Here is a 17,734-nt window from a genome sequence, read left to right as displayed (position 1 = left end):
TTATTTTGAAGCGGTATAAATCAGCTAAAATTAACCAAATTTTGGTCTCTAGCGCAAAATTAGCGCGCAGTGCGCTGATTATACTGAGCTGCCTTTATCTGGGCAAAGGGGTCAGCTACCTTACCGCGCTGCCGATATCAGGCAGCATTTTCGGGTTATTATTGTTATTTACTGCCCTAAGCCTGCGCCTAGTGCCGCTGAGTTATTTGCAGCCAACTACCAGCTTGCTGCTCAATTACATTACCTTGTTTTTTGTCCCGGTCGGCGTCGGGTTATTACAATATACCAACTTATTGGCCGAGTTTTGGCCTGCGATTGTGTTTAGCAGTGTGGTAAGCACCTTAGCGGTATTAATTAGTGTCGGCTGGTGTTATCAAAAATTAACTAACCGAGCTGACAACTCGTGATGATTTATCTTTATTTACTCGCCACTATTGCGGTATTCCTTGGTGCTAAAACAATTAGCGCTAAATTTAATAGTCCTTTGGCTAATCCTTTACTGATCGCTATTGTATTTTTTATTGCCTTATTTAGTTTGTCGCCTTTAAATTATCAACACTATGCACTCGCCAACCAACCCTTTATTTGGTTGTTAGAGCCGGCAGTAGTCGCGTTAGCTATTCCACTGTTTAGTCAGATCAATCAAATAAAAGCCAATGCCAACGCTATTTTTATCAGCTGCAGTTGCGGCGTCATTATCGCGATTTCAAGCTGCTTAGCCATTGCTTTATTGTTCACCGATGACCGGGTATTGTTACTGTCATTGCTACCAAAATCTGTGACCAGCCCAATTGCGATGGCGGTCGCTAATGAAACTGGCGGGCTGGCTTCACTCGCTGCTGCGGTGGTGATTGGCGTCGGTCTGTTTGGTGCACTGGCAGGTTTTAGCATTCTTAAGCGCTGCAATATTACCAATGCCCAAGCGCAAGGGTTAGCTATCGGCTGCAGCGCTCATGCTATTGGCACAGCCAAGGCGATTGAGGTTGGCCCAGAACAAGCGGCTTTTAGTTCATTGGCTTTAGTCATTAGCGGCGTGCTTACCGCCTTAGTTGCACCGTTATTTGCTTGGTTATTAGGTCTTTTTATCTCATACTGAAATTAATTGTGTTAACCCAAGGTCTAGTGTTTTAAGTCACACTAAAAAATATAACAATTAATGACAAATATAATCGATCCCCTAATTAACCCAGCGACTAACTGTACCTTAGTATTGTTGTGTAAACGTCCAGCGCTGCACCACGGCAAACAACGCTTGGCTGCGACCATAGGCCCCGAGCTAGCGCTTAACTTCGCCCAGCATTTTCTGGCTTGCGCGTTAGAGGATCTAAATCAATGGCCGGGCAAGTTAGTGATCTCCCCTGCCAGTGAGTGCGACGGCCCGTGGGCGGGTAAACTACTTGGTAAACCTGCTTTGGTCTTGCCACAACAGGCCGGTAATTTAGGCGAGCGCTTAAATTGGTTAGATCAACAATTACGCCAACAAGGTCATGATCGCATTTTATATATCGGCAGTGATGCACCTATGCTCAGCCCCCGCCATTACCGCGCTATCTGTGATGCATTAACCCATGCCGACATCGCACTGGCACCAGCGCAAGACGGTGGCGTTACCATTATGGCCAACCGGCAAGCTTGGCCAACAATGACCAACCTACCCTGGAGCACCGACCAATTAGGCGCCGCTTTAGCCCAACTGTGTCAAGAACAGCAACTTAGTACCGCCGCGACTGAACTGACTTACGATGTTGACCACCAGCAACAACTCGTCCAATTAAGTCAAGATCTCGTCGGCGACTTACGCCCCGCTCGTCAGGCGCTACTCAAACAAATACAACAATATATGACGCAATCAGCGTCAAGCAATGAGACATCCAAATATGCATAACCAAGTTCAGGAATATTACGGTAAAACCCTGCAGGGTTCACAAGACCTACAAACCAATGCTTGTTGCACCGATGATGCAATGCCCGAATTTTTAAAACCGATTTTGAGCAATATTCACGACGAAGTGATGATGCGTTATTACGGCTGTGGTTTAGTCTGTCCTGAGCAACTAAGCGGTACTAAAATTCTCGATTTAGGCAGCGGTTCTGGTCGCGACTGTTACGCGCTAGCCCAAATGGTTGGTGAAACTGGTCAGGTGGTTGGTGTTGATATGACTGACGAGCAGCTTGCAGTTGCTAATAACCACATTGAATATCATCGCGAAAAATTTGGTTATGCCGCCGCTAATACTTCTTTTCATAAAGGTTACCTTGAACAGCTTAATACTTTGGGTTTTGAACCGGCGAGTTTCGACATTATCGTTTCTAACTGTGTAATTAATTTATGCCAAGATAAGGCCGCTGTACTCAAGCAAGCCTTTGATTTACTTAAACCCGGTGGTGAACTGTATTTTAGCGATGTCTATGCCGATCGCCGCGTGCCAGCAAGTTTGGTTGATGATCCTGTGTTATACGGCGAATGCTTAAGTGGCGCGCTTTATTGGAATGATTTTATCAATTTAGCCAAAGCGGCAGGCTTTGCCGATCCACGTTTAGTTGAAGACCGGCCAATTACGATCGACAACCCAAAGATCATTGAAAAAATTGGTCACATTGGTTTTTATTCAGCGACCTATCGGCTGTTTAAGTTGCCCGAACTAGAAAGCCACTGTGAAGACTACGGCCAAGCGGTTATTTATAAAGGCACCATCGAACATTTACCGCAGGTTTTTAATCTTGATTCTCACCACAGTATCGAGACCGGCAAAGTATTCCCTGTTTGTGGTAATACTTGGCGAATGCTCCACGATACGCGCTTTAAACCACACTTTGAGTTTATTGGTAATTTCGATCAGCATTACGGTATTTATGAAAACTGTGGCACCGAACTGCCCTTTAGTGCCACCACTACCTCAGCCGACTCTGGCGGTGGCTGTTGTTAATTACATATGTTAACTCATCTATTAACTCAATTAGGGCGCGATAAGGAGTGATCATGACAAATACAGACAAATCTCAAGATTGGTATGTGACCCCAACTGGCGATCCTCGCGGTTACATTGAGCCGGGTCAACTGTCTGAATTATGGTTTCATACTGGTACTCGCTGTAATTTGGCCTGCGATTTTTGTCTTGAGGGTTCAAACCCTGCCGACAAGCGATTAGGCAGCCCGACACTTGCGGAGATTAAACCTTATATCGATCAAGCGTTAACCATGGGCGTTGAACAGTTTTCTTTTACTGGCGGTGAACCATTTTTAGTTAAAGAGATCATCGAGATGATCGATTATGCCTCACAGCATAAACCGGTCTTGATCTTAACCAATGGCACCGAGCCGCTGTTTAAACGACTGGACAAGCTCAGTGCTTTAGTCGATAACCCGTACCCGATCTCATTGCGGATAAGTCTTGATCACCTAGATCCTGCCAGCCATGATGCGCATCGTGGTTTGGGTACTTTTGCCACGGCCATTAGCGGCATGCGAGCATTACATCAACGCGGCTTTCATGTTTCCTTAGCCCGCCATATGGAAAAAGACGAAAATAAACAGCAGATTGAACAAGGATTTCATGATCTGTTTAAGCTTAACGGTTTGCCCGATGATCTAACCATTGTTGCTTTCCCTGATTTTTTAACCCCGGGATCATTGCCACATGTGCCTCATATTAGTGAGCACTGCATGACGCATTATCAGGATCAAACCAGTCGCAGCCATTTCATGTGTCATTCTTCAAAAATGGTGGTCAAGCGCGATCGCCAAATGAAAGTGTATGCCTGCACCTTAGTTGATGATGATCTTGAATATGAACTCGGCAGCGATTTACGCCAAAGCCAGCAGCAAAAAATCAGCATGAAACATCATCGCTGTTATAGCTGCTTTGCTTATGGCTCAAGTTGTAGCGAACGTTAAGGAGAACCAATGACCAAACGCGTATTATTTTTATGTACTGGCAATGCCTGCCGCAGCCAAATGGCCCATGGCTGGGCTAACGCTTTAGCTTTGCCCGACGTCGAATTTTATTCCGCTGGCATTCAAACTCACGGCGTTAATCCCCATGCTATTACGGTAATGGCTGAAGCTGGCATCGACATTAGTGATCATAAATCACAATTGATTAGCGAATTTGATACGATAAGTTTCGATGTTATTTTTAGCGTGTGCGATCACGCCAATAAAAATTGCCCAACGGTCAGTGGTGCGCCGCTTATCATCTGTCATCAATTTGATGATCCGCCCGCGCTCGCCAAAGACGCAGTAACCGAGCAACAGGCACTCGACTGTTATCGCCAAGTCCGAGATCAAATAAAAGCTTGGATTGCGTTAATGCCAAGCCAATTAAACTCGCTAGCGCCGTAAAAGCGGCTTACGATTAACATTTATACCTTAAGGAAGATCCATGCTCGCAATTATCGGTGGAACCGGAATTTATCAATTTGACGGCCTAGAAGTGATTAAGCAACACCAAGTCAGTACTCCGTTTGGCGCGCCATCGGCAGAGATAATCGAAGGCAAGTTTGGCGACTTAACTCTCTATTTTTTACCGCGCCACGGCCAACAACATCAGCTATTGCCGCACGAAGTTAACTATCGCGCTAATATCTGGGCGCTAAAAAGTTTGGGGGTTACTCAAATTATTGGTTTGTCGGCCACCGGCTCACTGCAACAAGAAATAGCACCCGGTGACTTATCGCTGCCCTCACAATATATTGATTATATTAAAGGCCAGCGCGAAAAATCATTTTTTGGTCGTGGCATTGCGGCTCACGTTTCCACTGCCCGTCCGACTTGTCACAGCATTAGTGAAGACATGGCCGCAGCGGCCAATGCGTTAGATATAAAACTGCACCGCGACAAAAGTTATGTTTGTGTTGATGGCCCAAGATTAGGCACGCAAGCAGAAAGCTTGTTCTTTAAAAATTCGATGAAGGCTGATTTGGTTGGCATGACCAATGTGCCCGAAGTATTTTTAGCCCGCGAAGCACAAATTTGTTATATCACTATCGCGATTGCAACCGACTACGACTGCTGGCAAGACGATCCGGCTCATCATGTCACGGTCGAACAAGTGATTTCACGTTACGGTAGCAGTCTTAAACAAGCTAAGCGTTTACTGGCCGCTTACTTGGCCCATCACCATCAAGATCATAGTGATTGCAGCTGTCGCACTAGCCTAGCCTCCGCCCTAATGACCCCGCCTGAGGCACTAAACGCTGATAATAAAGCGTTATTAGCTGTGTTATCAACATAACAGCTATGCCGCAGACGATCTCACTTGTGATCCCGTTAGCCACTGATGAAGATCAGTGGCTAAGCTTGTGTCAAAACTTCGATCTGCTGCCTGCGGGCACCCAGATTATTATTGTGACTATTAACAGCCAGGATATCAGCGAGCCTTTTGCAGCATTGCAACAGCAGTTTCCGCAGCTGAGCTGGCTTAATCCGGCGAGCTTAGCGGGACGAGCACGCCAGCTAAATGCCGGGGCACAGCGAGCAAGCAACCAATTTATTTGGTTTTTACATGCCGACTCTTTGTTAAATCAACACAATATTAGTCAATTGCTTAAACGATTAGCTGAGCCAACGAGCCTAGAAAGCTTATTTTATTTTGATCTGTTTTTTCATGACAAGGCACAGCGGCGCTTAATCATTAATGAGTGGGGCGCCAAATTACGTTCAAACTGGCTTGGTTTGCCCTTTGGCGATCAGGGACTTTGCCTTAGTACAACGGCATTTGAACGATTAGGCGGCTACGATGAGCAAGCAGCCTTTGGCGAAGATCATTTATTGGTATGGCAGGCCAAACATCATGACCTTAAGCTGGTGCGTTGTCACAGCGCTTTAGCCACCAGCGCCCGTAAATATCAACTGCGTGGCTGGCGCAACTTAACGCTAAAATATCAAATATTGTGGCCACAGCAGGCATGGCCACAATTGGTAAAACTACTTAAAATTAAGCTCAAGCTGTAGTAATTAACTACGCGGGTGATGCGCTTGATGCAGCTCTTGCAATCTTGCTTTGGCGACATGGGTATAAATTTGGGTAGTCGACAAATCACTGTGTCCCAGCAGCAACTGCACTACCCGTAAATCAGCCCCAAAGTTAACTAAATGAGTGGCAAAGGCATGGCGCAAAGTATGAGGCGAAATATCACCGCTGATCCCCGCTAGCTGCACATAGTATTTTATACGATGCCAAAATGTTTGCCGGGTCATTTGCCGGCCACGTCGGCTGGGAAATAACACATCACTTGATTGCTTTAATAATTGAAACCGCGCTTGAGCAAGATATATTCTAAGCTGCTCAATGGCCTGCTCACCCATCGGCACCAACCGATCTTTGTTACCTTTACCAGTAACTCGAATAACTCCCTGCTCTAAGCTGACTTGATCGAGTCGCAAAGAAACCAGCTCGCTGACTCGTAAGCCTGTGGCATACAGTAATTCGAGCATTGCTTGATCACGGCACTCGAGCGGATCTTCGCTATTAGGCGCGCCCAACAAATCGTCTACTTGTTGCAGTGACAAGCTAGTTGGTAACTTGCGCACAATTTTCGGACTTTCCACCAGCACCATCGGGTTAACCGCGATTAGCTGTTGCTGCTGCAAATAGGCGTAAAAGCGCCGCAGTGCTGAAACAATACGGGCAGCGGTTGCTTTAGCGCGCTTTAGTTCAACTAAATGACCTTGATAGGCGCTAATGTCGAGGCTAGTTGCCGCCTGCAATGAAGTGTCACGCAGGCTTAACCATTCTTGGTATTTTTGTAAATCACTGCGATAAGCGGCCAGCGTGTTGTCACTTAAGCCGTGTTCTAACCACAGCATGTCGAGAAATAACCCAAGCTGGGACTCATCAGTGGCATTGATAAGCTCAGGACGTTTCTCTAGATCAGGGCTGTTCCCTCGCTCAAGGCTTTTCTCTAGCTCAAGGCTGTTTCCTCGCTCAGGGCTGTTTCCCCGCTCAGGGCTGTTCAACTTAGCCATTGTCTATTCACGATAGTGCTAATCACACGACTGCTCCTGTCCTTAGTAACTAAAATTGCGCCATAGTGCGCAAATTGATGGTTGATCACTAACTCAAATGCTAAAATAGCGCCTTTATTTTGACTAACCGGATTGTTATTGATGAAAATTGGTTTATTTTACGGCTCGACCACCTGCTTTACCGAAATGACGGCTGAAAAAATGCAAGAATTTATTGGTCCCGAGACGTTAGATATACATAATATCAAAGAAACAGAGTTAGCGCGTATTAAAGACTATGACCTGCTAATTTTCGGTATTTCAACCTGGGATTATGGTGAAATACAAGAAGATTGGGAAGCCGTATGGGACGACATAGATAACTTCGACATAAAGGGTAAGGTTATTGCCATATTTGGCCAAGGTGACCAACTCGGTTATACCGACTGGTTTGTTGATGCTATCGGCATGTTACATGACAAGTTATTGCCTTTAGGCCCACAGTTTGTCGGTTATTGGCCTAACCAAGGTTATGACTTTGCAGAGTCTCGCGCACTAACGCCGGATAAGAGTCACTTTGTTGGCCTGCCATTAGACGACGAATCGCAGTTTGATTTAAGCGAACAACGGATCAACGAATGGCTAACTCAAGTTATCGAACAATACACCGAATTAATGGCTTAACAGCCTTTAATCCTGCTGGCATTGTGATGCCAGCAGGATTATCGTGCGACAAAGCACAAAACTGAACAATTATCAGCCGTTATTAGCTCAACTAGCTATAATACGATCCGCGCGAACAAAATTGCTGTGTTAATTTTATTTGCGCCAAAATAGCGGCATCAATTTCAATTATTAGGAATACCAAGCGACATGAGCTTTGCAGAATTAGACTTAGATCCATCACTGGTCCAAGCCCTTGATAAAATGGGTTATCAATCACCAACGACCATTCAACGGGAAGCAATCCCTGCGGCGATGGATCAGCGCGATATTCTTGGCTGTGCGCCAACTGGCACCGGAAAAACCTCTGCGTTTTTATTACCGGCATTACAGCATTTAATTGATTTTCCGCGGATTAAACCCGGACCGCCACGCATTCTTATCATTACCCCTACGCGTGAACTGGCCAATCAAATTCATGAATACGCACTTAAATTGACCGAATTCACCGCGTTGACGCCAATTGTAATCACCGGTGGCATCGACTATCAGATCCATGAAGATCTGTTAGAAAAAAATTCAGACTTGTTAGTAGCGACCCCTGGCCGCTTAATGGAGTTTATCGAAACCGAACAGCTCGACATGCGCGAAATTGAATTTTTGATTATCGACGAAGCCGACCGCATGTTAGACATGGGTTTCATTACTCAAATGGAAAAAGTGGCCTATGAAGCCCGCTGGCGTAAGCAAACCATGCTGTACTCAGCCACCCTTGAAGGCAAGGGCCTTGATCACTTTGTTGATACCGTACTTAATGATCCTATTCGTATCGATGCCCAACCGCCGCGCAAAGAAAGTGGCAAAATAAACCAGTGGGTTCACATGGCTGACAGTATCGGTCACAAACAAGCCATGTTAATTAAGTTGCTCAACGATCCAGAGCTTGAGCGCACTATCGTGTTTGTAAAAACCCGTGAACGTCTTGCTTCGTTGGTTGCAAAATTACAAAGTGCTGATATTAAGGTTTGTTACCTGCAAGGGAAAATGGCCCAAGAGCAGCGTAATTTGTCACTTGAGCGTTTTAAATCGGGCGAATTAAGTATCTTGATTGCAACCGACGTCGCGGCCCGCGGTTTAGACATTGACGATATCACTCATGTTATCAACTACGACATGCCGTATAGCTCAGATGTATACTTACACCGTGTTGGTCGTACTGGTCGTGCCGGTAAAAAAGGCACCGCGATTTCATTAGTTGAAGCGCACGATGTCCGAATTCTGGCTAAAATTGAGCGTTATACCGACCAAGTACTTAAGCGTCGTTTCATTAAAGAATTACGTCCTATGCACAAAGAAGCCAAGGTCGCTGGCAAAAAGAAAAAACCTAAGCTAACCGCCGGTCAGAAAAAAGCCAAAGCGAAAAAGCAGGTTAACAAGAAGAAATCTAAAAAATAACAGCCAACCTAACGCTGTATAAAAAAACTCCGCCTCGGCGGAGTTTTTTTGTTTTGGCAAGGGTTACTTTTTATCATATTATTCAATCTGATAATTGATGATTGATGATTGAATAAACAGGAGTTCGCTTTGTTATACCCCATGGCATTAATGGTTTTATTAACCTTGATTGTTGGCGCTGTCGCGGTTAAATCTCGCTTTGCAAGTGTCAAACAAGGTCAAGTAAAGCCCAAATATTTTAAGTTAATGTCAGGACAGCAAGTGCCTGAAATTATTACTAAAACTACCCGAAATTTTAACAATCAATTTGAAGTTCCGGTATTATTTTATGTTGTGTGCACGCTTTATATCAGCTTAGATGTAAATAGTTTATTCGCGGTTATATTGGCTTGGCTATTTGTTGCCTTTCGATATTTACATTCGTATATTCATCTGACCTACAATCATTTGCTACACCGGACAGCAGTATTCTGGCTAGCATTTTTTTGTGTTATCGCATTGTGGGTCAACTTGCTGGTGCTGAAAACATAGCACTGACTAATTGTCGCGCAACGTACGGTACTGATAGTCGGTTAAAATAGTTACAATAAAAAAGGGACGCGTTAACGTCCCTTTTGAGAAAATAGCCAAGAATTTAGCTATTTTTAATAGCCATAACTAAATTGAGCGGCTCACTTAGCTTTTTTATGATCAGGCTTAACCTGCTTATTCGAACCTACCACCATCATTTCACACTTAACACAGTCAAATACTAACTTAAGGGTATCGTTACCAATTTCAAGTATCATTGGGTCGGCTTTAATACCTGGTACCTCTTTAGGGCACAAATTAAAGTTATAACGTAAGCAATGGCGTGTCACCATTAATGGCGCATCATCGACCACGGTATTAAGCTCATACGCGTCTTCAATATGAATAACCCCGTGCTGCTGATAAAACTCTTTCGCTTTGTCGTTGGCGACATTGTCCAAAAAGCTCAAGCTGTTGGTCGGGTAAACGGCGCTGTCGTTACGCTCCCAAGGTTTAGGCCGCTGATAACCGTCAATTCGCGCAATGTTTAAGGCGTCAATGGCGTCGCGGCGTAAGCCGTTAAGGGCTGACGCCGGTAAGAAGTAATTTTCTACCTGATTAGTGACTAAGCTATTTAATTTGTAATCAGTGCTGCCCAGTTTCGCGAGTTGCTTGTTTAACGTTTTTAATGATTTTTCGCGGTCTTGCGCCAGTTGTTTGTCCGATTCGATAACAACAGTCGCTTGATGGCCATAATGATCGCTCACTGTTAATTCAAAACCGCTGTCGGTTAGGTTAGTGACCATGTCCACTTCAATCACCCGCTTCGATGACTCTTTACCTAAGATGGTTTCGAACGCTTGGTCATGATTACGGTATAAGGTCATGCCCACTTTGAGGTTGTCTGGCATTTTAACCACGTACAAGGTGTTGCCGTCGGCACGATTAACTCGTAGCCCTGCAGTTTTGTGATCCGACATCACGACATTGGCATGGTTGGTAATAAAATAGCCCAGACCATCGCCATTATTGAACGTCTCGTTTGAGTTTACGACAAAGTGATCTTTTGAAATTTTACTGACGGTGCCAACTTCTTCACCCAGGTATTTCGGGGTTCTAAAGTCACTCACACCGTCGGTGCGTTCGTTAACAAAATAGTCGGTGCTACCGCGGTTAAAGCTTTTTTCAGGATCGGGGGTAAAGTTGTGTTCACAACGACCTTGCGAGGCACTGACCAAATCTGTGCGCTTGGCTAAAATAGCATCAAGCTGCTGACGGTAATGCGCCGTGACATTTTTAACGTAACTTAAATCTTTGAGTCGCCCTTCAATTTTAAACGAACGCACACCGGCATCGATTAAGGCATCGAGATTATCCGTTTGGTTATTATCTTTAAGGGATAACAGGTGTTCATTTTCAACAATAACCTCACCTTGACGGGTGGTTAAATTACACGGCAAACGACACATTTGTGAACATTCACCCCGGTTAGCACTGCGCCCCGAGTAAGAATGACTAATATTACATAAACCACTATAACTTACACATAACGCGCCATGAATAAAAAACTCGAGTTGCATTTTGGTCTTTTTAGCGACGTCGCGAATTTGCGGTAACGTTAACTCACGCGCTAATACCACTTGGGTAAACCCCACTTGTTCTAAAAAGGCGGCTTTTTCTGGGGTACGATTATCCATTTGCGTACTGGCATGTAGTGCAATCGGCGGTAAGTTAAGCTGTAACACCCCCATATCTTGCACAATCAGCGCATCGGCACCGGCTTCATAAATTTCCCAAATCAGCTTTTCGGCATCTTTTAGCTCATCGTTGGTCATCGTGGTATTTAGTGTGACAAAGACCTGCGCATGGTATTGGTGGGCAAACGTCGCCAGCTCTTTAATATCTTCAATGCTATTACTCGCCTTGGTACGCGCGCCAAACGCAGGGCCACCAATATAAACGGCGTCGGCACCATGGAGAATCGCTTGCTTACCATATTCCACATTTTTAGCCGGCGCTAGCAATTCTATTTTATTAGACGCCACTTCAATCGGCACTAACAATCTAGACTCGGGGGCAACTGGCAATGCTTGTGGTGCTTTAGGATCGAAGATCTGGGGTTGGTTCATGATATGACTATGCTCAATAATTAATGATTAATACGTTATTTTTTTCCGTATATTATATAGTCATAGCAACCAAAAATCAGTTGTTGATAGTAAAGATTTTAGGAGTGAGAGGTCAAACCGAGATAAGCGCTAGCGAACAGGGTGTTAGACAGCGCTTACATAAGCCAAAAACCTACCCCAGAGTTATTGATAACCTTGAGGATTTTGAGATTGCCAGTGCCAAGCATCTTTCATCATTTGATCGAGCCCTTTTTCAGCCTGCCAGCCCATTATTTTTAAGGCTTTATCAGGCTGAGCATAACAAGCGGCAATATCACCGGGGCGTCGCGGTGAAATACTGTAAGGGATCTTAACGTGATTAACGCGTTCGAAGCTTTCAACCATCTCTAAAACAGAGTAACCATTGCCGGTGCCCAAGTTAATCGGATTAAAGCCGATTGGGCTATCTAGCAGGGCCAGCGCCTTTACGTGCCCCTGTGCTAAATCAACCACATGAATATAATCACGGACACCGGAGCCATCCGGGGTGTCGTAGTCATCGCCAAACACATTTAACTGCTCACGCAGCCCCGAGGCAACTTGGGTAATAAATGGCATCAGGTTATTAGGAATACCTTGAGGATCTTCTCCGATCAATCCTGACTGATGGGCACCAACTGGATTAAAGTAACGCAAGGCAACCACTGACCACAACGGATCAGAATGGCAAAGGTCGGCCATCATCTGCTCTATTTGCAGCTTATTGGCGCCATATGGATTGGTGGTGCGCAGCGCGCAGTCTTCATCAATAGGCAGGCGCTCAGGGGCACCATAGACTGTTGCTGAGGAGCTAAAAATAATATTGTAAACACCAGCAACTGTCATCGCTTCTAATAAGCGCAAACTGCCGACAACATTGTTATCATAATATGACAATGGCTGTGCCACCGATTCGCCAACCGCTTTTAAACCGGCAAAATGAATAACGGCACTAATCTGATGCTCAGTAAAAATCTCGGTTAAAATAGCGCTGTCGCGAATATCTCCTTCGACAAACCGCGGTCGCTTGCCACTGATTGTTTCAATCCTGTCTAACACCATAATCTTTGAATTAGACAGGTTGTCTAATATAAGTACATCAAGCCCTTGCTGGTGCAGCTCCACCACCGTGTGACTGCCAATATAACCTGCTCCACCGGTCACAAGAATTGTCATTTGTAGTTCCCTCTTAGTCATTTCCTATAGTCGCTAGATCAAGTATAGCGTCTAAAAATCAATCATCACTAAGAGTTAAACTTAAATAACCTGAGTACCGGATAAGCGAATTTTTTATATAAAAAAAGCCAGTCAAATGACTGGCTTTATAAAATCCTTAGGAATAACAGACTAGCAATTAATCCTGTGCTTGGTCTTTCATAATATGAAGATCCATCTGCGGGTAAGGAATACCAATATTTTCTTCATCAAGACGAATTTTAATGTTTTCCATTAATTCGAAATAAACCGGCCAGTAATCATTGGTTTTAACCCAAGGACGCACCACAAAGTTAACCGATGAATCGGCCAATTCATGCACCGCGACTAATGGCTCAGGGTTGTCGAGCACCAAGTCAGTATTATTAACAATTTCTTCTAATACTCTTTTGGCGTGTCTCACATCGGCGTCATAACTAACACCAACCACTAGATCAATCCGGCGCGTTGGTTTAGAAGAATAATTAACAATAGCCGAACCAACCACGCCAGAGTTAGGAATGATAATTTCTTTATTGTCAGGCGAGCGAATAATGGTTGAAAACAACTTAATCGATTCTACTACACCAGCAACGCCACCCGCTTCAATGAAATCGCCAGCTTTAAACGGACGAAAGGCAATAATCAAAATACCAGAAGCAAAGTTAGATAACGAGCCTTGCAGGGCCAGCCCAACCGCTAAACCAGCCGCACCAATGACGGCGATAAATGAAGCGGTTTGCACCCCAAGTTGACTTAGTGCAGCGATAATGACAAAAGCCATTAACAAGCCATAACTTAAGCTTGAAACAAAAGACACGATAATTGGATCTAATTTACGTCGCTCCATTAGCTTGCCAATGATTTTGCTAATGCCCTTAGCGATTTTAGAGCCAACCAGATAAATTAATACCGCAAGCGCCAGTGCAATCGCGTAATTAATAAATATGTCAGCATTTGAGTCATACCAGTTTTGGATCATTTCCATTGTATTTCCTTATTAAGTCCAAATTATCGTTGTTCAAGTCAGCCATCAACGGCGAAAGTCATGAGATAAACGAAAGTTCACAGCGGTAAAAATGTGCAAGTGGCAGTTAGGATACGCAAAAACTGGCGTAGCAAACAGCAAAAAAAATGATTTTTTACAAATAAAAAAAGGCGCTCACAAAAGGCGCCTTTAAACTATTAAATTCAGTTATCGTTCATTTTATTACAGGAGAAAACAACCAATTTATAACCAATAAAGCATTCATAATCTATTACTTACTGTACTTGATTTAAACTGCTTTATTTAACATACCTTAATTAAAGTAGCTTAATTAAAGTACCTTAGCGTCCAATTCACCAGTCAGGTAACGCTGATGCATTTGGTCAAGCGTTAATGGCTGAATTTTGCTGGCCATGCCAACACAACCGAAAGCTTCGTAACGGTCAATACAAATAGCTTCCATCGCTTTTTGCGCCACGGTAAAGAATTTACGCGGGTCAAATTCTGAAGGGTTCTGGCTTAAGAAACGACGAATCGCACCGGTTGAAGCTAAACGTAAATCGGTATCGATGTTAATCTTACGCACACCAAACTTAATGCCTTTAACAATCTCTTCTACTGGCACACCGTAAGTTTCAGGAATTTCACCGCCAAACTCATTAATCACCGCTAACCACTCTTGTGGCACCGATGAAGAACCATGCATTACTAAGTGGGTATTAGGAATACGGGCATGAATTTCTTTAATGCGGTCAATCGCTAAAATGTCGCCCGTTGGTTTACGCGTAAACTTGTAAGCGCCGTGTGAAGTACCGATTGCAATCGCTAAAGCGTCACAATTAGTCGCCTTAACAAAGCTCGCTGCTTCTTCTGGGCTGGTTAACATTTGCTCTTGAGTTAAAACGCCTTCAGCGCCAACACCGTCTTCTTCGCCAGCCATGCCCGTTTCAAGTGAACCGAGACAACCGATTTCACCTTCAACAGAAACACCACAAGCGTGCGAAAATCCAACGGTAGTTTTAGTAACATCAACGTTGTAATCGTAATCTGATGGCGTTTTACCATCGGCTTTCAACGAACCGTCCATCATTACTGATGAGAAACCCAGCTGGATTGAGCGCTGACAAATATCAGGTGATGTGCCGTGATCTTGATGAATACACACAGGAATATGTGGGAACTCTTCAATCGCCGCCGCCATCATTGCTTTTAAGAATGGCGCACCAGCATACTTACGTGCTCCGGCAGAAGCCTGCACAATCACCGGGCTGTCAGTTCTGTCAGCAGCTTCCATAATTGCACGCATTTGTTCAAGGTTGTTGACGTTAAACGCTGGAATACCGTAGTTGTATTCTGCTGCATGATCTAATAGCTGACGCAATGAAATTAAGGCCATTTTTACTATTCCTGTCTAAATAGTTGGGCAAAAAAAACTTTTGCCATAAAATAAAGGGATGCTTGGCTAAATTATAGCCGAATTTATCCCGATGTAGAATGTTATACTAATCTGCACAGCTGATTAACCAGCTAGGCAGTTTCTTATTACTTTGCGCGTTGCTCTAATATTTCAACTGCGGGTAGTTTTTTACCTTCAAGGAACTCCAAAAACGCACCACCACCGGTTGAGATATACGAAATTTTATCGGCAATATCATACTTATCAACTGCGGCTAGCGTATCGCCGCCACCAGCAATTGAGAATGCATCACTGTCGGCAATCGCACGCGCGATAGTCTCGGTACCCTGACCAAACTGGTCAAATTCGAATACGCCAACGGGGCCGTTCCAGACGATGGTACCAGCGTTTTTAATGATTTCGCATAACGCGGCGGCTGAATCAGGGCCAATATCAAAAATCATTTCGTGGTCTTGTACTTCACTAACGGGCTTCAACGTTGCGGTTGCCGTTTCAGCAAACTCAGTTGCCACCACGACATCGGTCGGTACCGGAATATCACCATTATTGGCCAGGGCATTAGCGGTTAATGTTTTGGCATCACCGACTAAATCGGCTTCATAAAGTGATTTGCCAACTTGATGGCCTGCCGCAGCAATAAATGTATTGGCGATGCCACCACCGACCACTAATTGATCAACAATTTTTGACAAGCTTTCTAATACCGTTAACTTAGTCGATACCTTTGAGCCGCCAACAATTGCAACCATCGGCCGCGCTGGATTATCTAATGCCTTACCTAAGGCTTCTAACTCACCTGACAATAAAGGCCCAGCACAAGCGATAGGTGCAAATTTAGCAATGCCGTGGGTTGATGCCTGTGCGCGATGCGCGGTACCAAAAGCGTCCATTACAAAGACATCACACAAAGCAGCCATTTTTTTAGCTAGCTCGTCGCTGTTACTTTTTTCGCCAATGTTAAAGCGGACATTTTCAAAGATCACCACTTCACCAGCAACGGCTTCGACGCCGTCAAGGTAGTCAGTCACTAAACGCACGTTGACATCAAGCGCCTCATTAAGGTAATCAGCGACGGGTTTAAGGCTGTAGTCACTATTAAACTCACCTTCAGTCGGGCGACCTAAATGTGACATAACCATCACAGCAGCGCCCTGTGCCAAAGCCAGTTTAATGGTCGGTAATGCCGCGCGTAGTCGCGCGTCAGATGTTACTTTGCCATCTTTGACTGGCACATTTAAATCTTCACGAATTAGGACACGTTGTGCGCTTAATTCTAAATCGGTCATTTTGATTACAGACATTACCTTTCCTTAATTTTTAATGGTTACCCGACTTGCTCATGGCTAAACAGGTATCTAACATTCTATTGGCAAATCCCCACTCGTTATCGCACCACAACAGCAGCTTAACTAAGTGGCCATCGCTGACCCTTGTTTGCGTGCCATCGACAATGCTCGAATGAGGGTCATGATTAAAATCACAAGACACTAATGGCATTTCGGTGTAATCCAAAATAGCCGCCAGCCTGCTTGTTGCTTCCTGCTTTAACATCTGATTGACATCGTTTATTTCAACCCGCCGTTCAAGCGTTACGCTCAAATCCATTGCCGTGACATTAATGGTCGGCACGCGAACTGAAATGGCTTCCATTTTACCTTTCAATGTTGGCAAAATCCGCTCTATACCTTGCGCTAACTTGGTATCAACCGGAATAATTGATTGGCTAGCGGCGCGAGTTCGGCGTAAATCGGGGTGATAAGCATCAATTACTTGCTGATCATTCATCGATGAGTGAATTGTCGTTATAGTGCCACTACGGACACAAAAATGACGATCTAGCGCTTCAATCACTGGCACTACGCAGTTGGTGGTGCATGAGCCGTTGGACACAATAAGATCCGAAGGTTCGAGCAAATGATCGTTAATTCCAAAAATTACCGTGCGATCAACATCCGGATCGGCTGGGTGGCTAAATAATACCTTGCCTGCACCAGCATCGAGATGCTTTTGGGCGTCGCTGCGCGAACTAAATACGCCACTGCACTCTAACACCACATCAATATTCAGCGCTTGCCAAGGTAACAATGCAGGGTCTGCAATATGCAGTAGCTCAATACGGTCATCGAGAATACACAGCGTTTCATTATCAACAGCAACCGGATGAATAAACCGACCATGGCTACTATCAAATTGGGTCAAATGAGCAATGCCCTCTGACCCAGCCAATTCATTGATCGCGACAATTTCAATGAGATCGCTAAAACAAGGTTGGTTATTAACATGAATGCCTGCCGTGCAGCAGGATTCATAATAAGCGCGCAAGATACTACGACCAATTCGACCATAGCCGTTAATTGCGACTCTTAATTTTGACATCGGACTTTTTCCTGAGCACCCACGAAAAAAAAGGCCGC

The 17,734-nt window shown here is 44.6% G+C and carries 18 protein-coding genes; 11 read left to right on the top strand and 7 right to left on the bottom strand.

Going from position 1 to position 17,734, the window contains the following annotated elements; all coding sequences use genetic code 11:
• Window positions 1-5 precede the first annotated feature (5 nt).
• From HRU23_02020 to HRU23_01985, 8 genes are read left to right on the top strand one after another with little or no spacing between them, the layout of a single operon-like run.
• Window positions 6-407: a CidA/LrgA family protein gene (locus HRU23_02020; GenBank protein ID NRA52898.1), complete on the top strand. Its 402-nt coding sequence runs from the start codon at window positions 6-8 to the stop codon at window positions 405-407.
• The gene (locus tag HRU23_02015; protein NRA52897.1) at window positions 404-1,096 is read left to right on the top strand and encodes an LrgB family protein; all 693 of its coding nucleotides are present in this window, start codon (window positions 404-406) and stop codon (window positions 1,094-1,096) included. The genes HRU23_02020 and HRU23_02015 overlap by 4 nt, the downstream gene beginning before the upstream one ends.
• 60 nt (window positions 1,097-1,156) lie before the next feature.
• A complete protein-coding gene (locus HRU23_02010; GenBank protein NRA52896.1) occupies window positions 1,157-1,885 on the top strand; it encodes a DUF2064 domain-containing protein in 729 nt (242 codons plus the stop codon).
• Window positions 1,878-2,927: a methyltransferase domain-containing protein gene (locus tag HRU23_02005; protein NRA52895.1), complete on the top strand. Its 1,050-nt coding sequence runs from the start codon at window positions 1,878-1,880 to the stop codon at window positions 2,925-2,927. Before HRU23_02010 ends, HRU23_02005 begins: the two co-directional genes overlap by 8 nt.
• A gap of 53 nt (window positions 2,928-2,980) precedes the next feature.
• Window positions 2,981-3,895: a radical SAM protein gene (locus HRU23_02000; GenBank protein ID NRA52894.1), complete on the top strand. Its 915-nt coding sequence runs from the start codon at window positions 2,981-2,983 to the stop codon at window positions 3,893-3,895.
• 9 nt (window positions 3,896-3,904) lie between these two features.
• On the top strand, window positions 3,905-4,342 hold the full coding sequence (locus HRU23_01995; protein NRA52893.1) for an arsenate reductase ArsC: 438 nt from the start codon (window positions 3,905-3,907) through the stop codon (window positions 4,340-4,342).
• Window positions 4,343-4,382: 40 nt separating this feature from the next.
• Complete coding sequence (locus tag HRU23_01990) at window positions 4,383-5,234, top strand: MTAP family purine nucleoside phosphorylase (GenBank protein NRA52892.1); 852 nt, start codon at window positions 4,383-4,385, stop codon at window positions 5,232-5,234.
• Window positions 5,235-5,239: 5 nt separating this feature from the next.
• Window positions 5,240-5,953: a glycosyltransferase gene (locus tag HRU23_01985; protein ID NRA52891.1), complete on the top strand. Its 714-nt coding sequence runs from the start codon at window positions 5,240-5,242 to the stop codon at window positions 5,951-5,953.
• A 3-nt stretch (window positions 5,954-5,956) separates the two neighbouring features.
• Here the strand turns inward: HRU23_01985 and xerD are convergent, their stop codons facing one another.
• Window positions 5,957-6,967, bottom strand: coding sequence for a site-specific tyrosine recombinase XerD (xerD, locus tag HRU23_01980; protein NRA52890.1), 1,011 nt, complete (start codon window positions 6,965-6,967; stop codon window positions 5,957-5,959).
• A gap of 141 nt (window positions 6,968-7,108) precedes the next feature.
• On the opposite strand from xerD, the gene fldB reads away from it, so the two are divergent.
• From fldB to HRU23_01965, 3 genes are all read left to right on the top strand, one after another.
• Complete coding sequence (fldB, locus tag HRU23_01975; GenBank protein NRA52889.1) at window positions 7,109-7,630, top strand: flavodoxin FldB; 522 nt, start codon at window positions 7,109-7,111, stop codon at window positions 7,628-7,630.
• A 189-nt stretch (window positions 7,631-7,819) separates the two neighbouring features.
• Window positions 7,820-9,064 (top strand): ATP-dependent RNA helicase SrmB, encoded by a 1,245-nt coding sequence (gene srmB / locus HRU23_01970; GenBank protein NRA52888.1) that lies wholly within the window; start codon window positions 7,820-7,822, stop codon window positions 9,062-9,064.
• A 129-nt stretch (window positions 9,065-9,193) separates the two neighbouring features.
• Window positions 9,194-9,595: an MAPEG family protein gene (locus HRU23_01965; GenBank protein ID NRA52887.1), complete on the top strand. Its 402-nt coding sequence runs from the start codon at window positions 9,194-9,196 to the stop codon at window positions 9,593-9,595.
• A 140-nt stretch (window positions 9,596-9,735) separates the two neighbouring features.
• Here HRU23_01965 and HRU23_01960 read toward each other — a convergent pair whose 3' ends face one another.
• The 6 genes from HRU23_01960 to epd form a co-directional block, all read right to left on the bottom strand.
• Complete coding sequence (locus HRU23_01960; GenBank protein ID NRA52886.1) at window positions 9,736-11,703, bottom strand: U32 family peptidase; 1,968 nt, start codon at window positions 11,701-11,703, stop codon at window positions 9,736-9,738.
• Window positions 11,704-11,886: 183 nt separating this feature from the next.
• A complete protein-coding gene (gene galE, locus HRU23_01955; GenBank protein ID NRA52885.1) occupies window positions 11,887-12,897 on the bottom strand; it encodes a UDP-glucose 4-epimerase GalE in 1,011 nt (336 codons plus the stop codon).
• A 178-nt stretch (window positions 12,898-13,075) separates the two neighbouring features.
• Entirely contained in the window at window positions 13,076-13,903 is an 828-nt protein-coding gene (locus HRU23_01950; protein NRA52884.1) for a mechanosensitive ion channel, read from the bottom strand.
• A 331-nt stretch (window positions 13,904-14,234) separates the two neighbouring features.
• Window positions 14,235-15,299, bottom strand: coding sequence for a fructose-bisphosphate aldolase class II (locus tag HRU23_01945; GenBank protein NRA52883.1), 1,065 nt, complete (start codon window positions 15,297-15,299; stop codon window positions 14,235-14,237).
• 146 nt (window positions 15,300-15,445) lie between these two features.
• Window positions 15,446-16,621: a phosphoglycerate kinase gene (locus tag HRU23_01940; protein ID NRA52882.1), complete on the bottom strand. Its 1,176-nt coding sequence runs from the start codon at window positions 16,619-16,621 to the stop codon at window positions 15,446-15,448.
• Between the two features lie 16 nt (window positions 16,622-16,637).
• On the bottom strand, window positions 16,638-17,696 hold the full coding sequence (gene epd, locus HRU23_01935) for an erythrose-4-phosphate dehydrogenase (GenBank protein ID NRA52881.1): 1,059 nt from the start codon (window positions 17,694-17,696) through the stop codon (window positions 16,638-16,640).
• Window positions 17,697-17,734: the final 38 nt, after the last annotated feature.

The sequence above is a fragment of the Gammaproteobacteria bacterium genome (assembly GCA_013214945.1).
Lineage (GTDB): Bacteria > Pseudomonadota > Gammaproteobacteria > Enterobacterales > Psychrobiaceae > Psychrobium.
This window is presented reverse-complemented; position numbering and strand designations above follow the sequence as displayed.

Excerpts from the sequence above, each read along its gene's own strand:
- HRU23_02010 (NRA52896.1), top strand. The coding sequence starts at position 1,157 with ATGACAAATATAATCGATCCCCTAATTAACCCAGCGACTAACTGTACC.
- HRU23_02005 (NRA52895.1), top strand. The coding sequence starts at position 1,878 with ATGCATAACCAAGTTCAGGAATATTACGGTAAAACCCTGCAGGGTTCA.
- HRU23_02000 (NRA52894.1), top strand. The coding sequence starts at position 2,981 with ATGACAAATACAGACAAATCTCAAGATTGGTATGTGACCCCAACTGGC.
- HRU23_01995 (NRA52893.1), top strand. The coding sequence starts at position 3,905 with ATGACCAAACGCGTATTATTTTTATGTACTGGCAATGCCTGCCGCAGC.
- HRU23_01990 (NRA52892.1), top strand. The coding sequence starts at position 4,383 with ATGCTCGCAATTATCGGTGGAACCGGAATTTATCAATTTGACGGCCTA.
- HRU23_01985 (NRA52891.1), top strand. The coding sequence starts at position 5,240 with ATGCCGCAGACGATCTCACTTGTGATCCCGTTAGCCACTGATGAAGAT.
- xerD (NRA52890.1), bottom strand. The coding sequence starts at position 6,967 with ATGGCTAAGTTGAACAGCCCTGAGCGGGGAAACAGCCCTGAGCGAGGA.
- fldB (NRA52889.1), top strand. The coding sequence starts at position 7,109 with ATGAAAATTGGTTTATTTTACGGCTCGACCACCTGCTTTACCGAAATG.
- srmB (NRA52888.1), top strand. The coding sequence starts at position 7,820 with ATGAGCTTTGCAGAATTAGACTTAGATCCATCACTGGTCCAAGCCCTT.
- HRU23_01960 (NRA52886.1), bottom strand. The coding sequence starts at position 11,703 with ATGAACCAACCCCAGATCTTCGATCCTAAAGCACCACAAGCATTGCCA.
- galE (NRA52885.1), bottom strand. The coding sequence starts at position 12,897 with ATGACAATTCTTGTGACCGGTGGAGCAGGTTATATTGGCAGTCACACG.
- HRU23_01950 (NRA52884.1), bottom strand. The coding sequence starts at position 13,903 with ATGGAAATGATCCAAAACTGGTATGACTCAAATGCTGACATATTTATT.
- HRU23_01945 (NRA52883.1), bottom strand. The coding sequence starts at position 15,299 with ATGGCCTTAATTTCATTGCGTCAGCTATTAGATCATGCAGCAGAATAC.
- HRU23_01940 (NRA52882.1), bottom strand. The coding sequence starts at position 16,621 with ATGTCTGTAATCAAAATGACCGATTTAGAATTAAGCGCACAACGTGTC.
- epd (NRA52881.1), bottom strand. The coding sequence starts at position 17,696 with ATGTCAAAATTAAGAGTCGCAATTAACGGCTATGGTCGAATTGGTCGT.